At 32.3% G+C, this 4,789-nt stretch carries 7 protein-coding genes; 3 read left to right on the forward strand and 4 right to left on the reverse strand.

Annotation, left to right across the window (positions count from 1 at the left end; genetic code table 11):
- On the forward strand, positions 1–371 hold a 371-nt coding region (locus tag FTT91_RS14160; protein ID WP_180169681.1), incomplete at its 5' end, for a hypothetical protein.
- A gap of 177 nt (positions 372–548) precedes the next feature.
- Positions 549–1,457 carry a hypothetical protein gene (locus tag FTT91_RS14165; RefSeq protein ID WP_180169682.1) on the forward strand — a complete coding sequence of 303 codons (909 nt, stop codon included), beginning with the start codon at positions 549–551 and terminating at the stop codon, positions 1,455–1,457.
- On the opposite strand, the gene FTT91_RS14170 is transcribed toward FTT91_RS14165, so the two are convergent.
- The 3 genes from FTT91_RS14170 to FTT91_RS14180 all read right to left on the reverse strand — a co-directional run bounded on the left by FTT91_RS14170 (position 1,438) and on the right by FTT91_RS14180 (position 3,246).
- Complete coding sequence (locus tag FTT91_RS14170; protein WP_180169683.1) at positions 1,438–2,448, reverse strand: DNA cytosine methyltransferase; 1,011 nt, start codon at positions 2,446–2,448, stop codon at positions 1,438–1,440. The two genes, FTT91_RS14165 and FTT91_RS14170, sit on opposite strands and share 20 nt — an antisense overlap.
- A gap of 163 nt (positions 2,449–2,611) precedes the next feature.
- The gene (locus FTT91_RS14175; RefSeq protein ID WP_180169684.1) at positions 2,612–3,097 is read right to left on the reverse strand and encodes a hypothetical protein; all 486 of its coding nucleotides are present in this window, start codon (positions 3,095–3,097) and stop codon (positions 2,612–2,614) included.
- Complete coding sequence (locus FTT91_RS14180; protein ID WP_087541016.1) at positions 3,055–3,246, reverse strand: hypothetical protein; 192 nt, start codon at positions 3,244–3,246, stop codon at positions 3,055–3,057. The genes FTT91_RS14175 and FTT91_RS14180 overlap by 43 nt, the downstream gene beginning before the upstream one ends.
- Positions 3,247–3,598: 352 nt before the next feature.
- Between FTT91_RS14180 and repM the strand changes: the two genes are divergently transcribed.
- Complete coding sequence (repM, locus tag FTT91_RS14185) at positions 3,599–4,576, forward strand: replication initiation protein RepM (protein ID WP_180169685.1); 978 nt, start codon at positions 3,599–3,601, stop codon at positions 4,574–4,576.
- Here repM and FTT91_RS14190 read toward each other — a convergent pair.
- A partial coding sequence (locus FTT91_RS14190) for a mobilization protein (protein WP_180169686.1) occupies positions 4,566–4,789 on the reverse strand: 224 nt, incomplete at its 5' end. The two genes, repM and FTT91_RS14190, sit on opposite strands and share 11 nt — an antisense overlap.

Genomic DNA, 4,789 nt, shown 5'->3' on the forward strand with positions numbered 1-4,789 from the left:
TGCTAGACAAGGCTGAAAAATCGCTAGAAAACGCAAATAAGAAGCATACAGGTGCATTAAACAACAGTATTCAGGCATTAAACGAAGCTACAAACAGGCTCAACTTAAAACTTATCCTTATTTTTGCTAGCACGTTTGTTGCTGTGATGATGGTATTCATTTTGGCTATCTTCTTATACATACCAAGCAAAGACGAAATTGATGAACGTAGAGCAGATATGGCTGTACTAAAAAAATATCCGCTACAAATTCGAGAAAGTGATGGTGAAACATTGGTGAGAATAATGAGGAAAAATTGCTACTCGTTTGAACCGAGTAGTGTCAAAGAAAAAACGTATGACTGGTGTCAGATCGACCCTAAAAAATACTAGTTGATCGGTACTTTGCTTGGTTTTTCTCATTACAAATCAAATTACAGCAAGCGCAAAGTTGCCCGACTTTGAAATATGGCTTTAGCCATATTTCAAAGCATCGCGCTTCCATAAATATTACTTAAGTGACTGAAGTTTAATTATCATAACGCCTTTGATTTTTATGAGGGCGTATTGATGAGAAAAGCATATAGAGATTTAGAGGATTATATTGTTGATTTATTCAACAATACAGATGGTGTAGTTCATTGGAATAATAAAATCTATAACCGTATAGTTGCATGTAAACCTTACCCTCAAAAAGGTGGAGGTGAATGTAAGACAGATGTATATGTATTATTAAATAACATCAATGAGGGAACAGTAGCTGAAATTAAAATTTCAGTTAAAAAAGACGATGCTGAATTTCTGGCCAACAAACTGACTGCACCAATTGCCGAAGATTTATTAGGATCAAACTGGAAGCAGATTTTAACTGAAAGTATAGACTTAATAAAAGAAAGATTCATAAGTAAAAAGAATGATTTAGCGTTCCTAAAACCAAACTCTGGTGAAATCGATGCTAACTTTACACTAGGTTGGAAATTGGAAGTCACTAATAAAGAGAGAACATTAAGTTCTCCTTTAAAATTAACAAATAATGAAATTGTAAAAATTATTTTTAAAGGAGAAAATCAAACTTTAGAAAAAAAAGATGCTGTTATATTTTCCAATACAATTCAAAAAAATTCAGGAATTGCTGAATACCTTATCAATGGAAACATAGATAAATATTCAAATGCTCAAGACGTAATAGATGATTTAATAAACCTTGATACTTATGATGCAGGAGATATTTATTTAGTATTTACTGCTAATAACTTTAGATACAAAGCAAATAAAGCTGATGGTGCTAGAACTTTAGCTATTGCTGTTAAATGGTCTGTAAAAAACAATAGATTAAGTCCTGAAATTATTTTTGATGAACCATTAATATATCAAGGAGAAAGAGACATGATGCCTCTTATTAAGCAATGTCTCATTCAATTAAAAATTAATGATTTTTCAGATATTGATATAGAAAAAATTAAGCCGAACGAAGATTAGCCTTACATGATAAGTGGAGTGCTTGTGAAATACTATCAGCTAAAATTTTAGCAAAATCTACATTTACAGCATTCCCTATCATTTTATATCCATGATTTACATCAGAATATTTAAAAACAAAACTATCAGGAAAACTTTGAATTCTTGCGCACTCTCGAACACTTAAACGTCTAAAACCAAGTTCACTATAAGCAAACATAAATTTATCCACGTCTATTTTTATCATTTTAGGAGAACTAGGATGAATAGGAGCATGGCGACCTCCAGCCTGTATTGTGAATGATGGTTCATCCCAAGACCGCACTCTATTTCTAGACATATACATTGAGGAAAAACCGCCTGTCATATACTCATGATTAGGAACTATAGCTAGTGGATTTGGTTTTGATTTATTTATTGCTGGAACTGCTTTATCTTCTAAATCCTTAATAATGTCTTTTAAAACAAGTTTTTTGACGATAGGTTCAGGGAACGTGTAATGTACATTTAAGTCTTTTCTAAATCCTAAAAAAATAACACGTTTACGATCTTGAGCAATTCCGTAATCAGTAGCATTCAATAATTTAAAATGTAGATCATAGCCAGCGTCTTCAAAAGTTTTTTTAATTTGATCTAATGCTGATTTATGTCTTTCAGCAAGCATCCCACTAACATTTTCAGCTAAAAAAAATGATGGTTTTTTTGCTTTTAAGATTCGAATAAAATCAAAAAAAAGCTGTCCTCTTTTATCATCTATACCTCGTCTAGCACCACCCTCACTCCAACTTTGACATGGAGGGCCACCAATAATTCCATCACATTCAGGAACTTCATTTTCGTTGATTTCAGTAATACTTCGTTTATCCAAATGGGTATTGGGATGATTATATTCATACGTTGCCCAAATATCTTTATCAAACTCATTAGCAAAAATGATATTAAATCCAGCTTTTTGAAAACCTAGATCCAAACCACCAGCACCAGAAAAAAGAGAAACAATTTTGAGAGACATATTTAAACAACACTAATAAAGCTTAAATGGAATTTTTACACTTTTAAGAACAGAAGGCCAGCTTTATTTTTAAAGATTGAAAAAATATTAACCGAGCGAGTGTCTACGAGCGATTGAGCTATATCAGAATTCACCTTTGCTTTTTCACTGATTACAAGCTTACTTAATTTTCTTTAAAAGGATTCTCAATATGCTCGCTTTCTAAATCTTCTTTTGAAGGCAAAACTAAAGGATGATATTCAACATTGATAATATCTACATAACCTTTTTGTTGGTCATAGCTATATTGCAATACGTAATCTGAAGTTAAATCACCTGATGGACTAACTTGATAAAAAGGAATTCCTATATGGTAATGAAAAAGTTTGTATTCAATTGCGAATTGAGCTTTCTCAACAAATTGAAGATCTTCTGTTGGAGGATTATTTGATTTTTTGTTTCGACCTTCTAAGTTTAGGAAGCCGTTTTCTTCGATATGGAAAGTAAACTTTGCAACTTTGTTAATATCATGAGCATCGAATTGATAGTAATTCATTGAATCGAGTAGAGCTTCTCGAATTTTTACCTCTACACCTGTCGTAGGTAATTTTTGACTCTTATAACCATCTAAGCTTTGATCTTTCTTTTTTCCATCATTTCCAATAGCCACGTAGTTCTTTCCTCGATGCTTTGATGTTTAGGCAAATCAATTTTTTTAGAACTTAAACCTTTTTTCATTTTTTCAAGGTCAAAGTTTACCCCTTTAGCATCTCTAAAATCAGTGCTATTACGACGGTTTACAGGGTTTACGATAGCCATATTACAAGCCTTTATGAGGATTGATAAGAAGAAAAACAATTAGATAGATAGAAATTATTTAACTTATAGCAGAATATTAGTCTAATTTCTTATTAAAAAAAATATAAATCGGGTTTTTAAATGTTTTATATAATTTTTAAATGTTTTTAATTGGTTAAAAAAATAAATAAATCAATATATTAGATGTTTATTCCCCCACATCTAGTTACCCATTCCCCCACATCTAGTTACCCATTCCCCCACATCTAGTTACCCATTCCCCCACATCTAGTTACATTTATCCCACATATTATGCTTTGTGGTAAAACCCACATGTTTTAGTATGTGGTGAAATATAACTATCTATCTAAATATGAGTAAAGATTTAGTTGTAAAAACAAATAGATTGAATCAGGCATTCCAAACACTATCTTTGGCTGAACTTCATATTGTTCAACTTGCGATTGTTGATGCCCGGGAAACAGGCACTGGATTAAATACAGATACTCCATTGCGTATTGATGCACGACGTTATGCCGATACATTCAATACAACGAGACAGAATGCTTATCAGCGAATGAAAGATGCGGAAGATACTCTTTTTAATCGTAGATTTAGCTTTTATGATGAAAGTGGAAAATTAATAAAAAGCCGTTGGATTCAACAGGTTAGGTATCTTGATGATGAAGGTGCTATAGAGCTTGTTTTTACTCTTGCTGTTGTTCAAGGCATTAGTAGGATTGATGGTGTAAAAGAGTTCTTTACCCAGTATTTATTAAGTCAAACATCTCAGCTAAATAGTGTTTATTCTGCAAGACTCTATGAATTACTCATTCAATGGCGCAGTACAGGTAAAGTGCCAATGATTAAATTAGAGAATTTTAGGGAGCAGCTAGGAATTAGCGCTAATGAATATCAGAGAATTGATCATTTCAAAGCACGTGTATTAGAACCTGCAATAAAAGAAATCAATCAGAAAACTGATATTAAGGCTGAATATGAGCAACATAAAAAAGGGCGTTTAATTGTAGGATTCTCTTTTAAATTTAAGAAAAAACCACAGCCTAAAAAAGAACAGATAAACGATGGTGTGACAGACTCAAATACTCCTGATCTATTTACAGATCAAATAGATAAGACTATTGAAATTAAGCCACTTACAGAATCTCAAGCTGTTAAATACGCTTTAGCTCTGAAAGAGAACAGTAGGATTATCAGATTTTTCACAGCAAAAGATTCTAATGAGCTTATATCCAGAATTAAAAAAGTGCTGTTACAACCTGATAGTGTTAATGAAAAAGCACAACAGCTTGTGTTCGAATGTTTGGCTAAAACAGATTTTAAAGGTTAAACAATTTCCTATCACGATCTTCTGTTAAATACTCGTTGAGTTCAGCGAGTATTTTTTCTTTGTTTGCTTCATTGTCATTCATCTTTTTAATCAAGTAAGAACCGAGCAAAATTTTACGCCGAGTATCATCCTTGCGCTCCTGTTCTTTCTTTTTGGTACGTTCTCTTGCTTCAATAGCCTGTTTCTGTGCTTTTAACTGTTTCAGCTTCTCTA

It is taken from the genome of Acinetobacter sp. YH12021 (assembly GCF_013420145.1).
In the GTDB taxonomy this organism is placed as follows: domain Bacteria; phylum Pseudomonadota; class Gammaproteobacteria; order Pseudomonadales; family Moraxellaceae; genus Acinetobacter; species Acinetobacter towneri.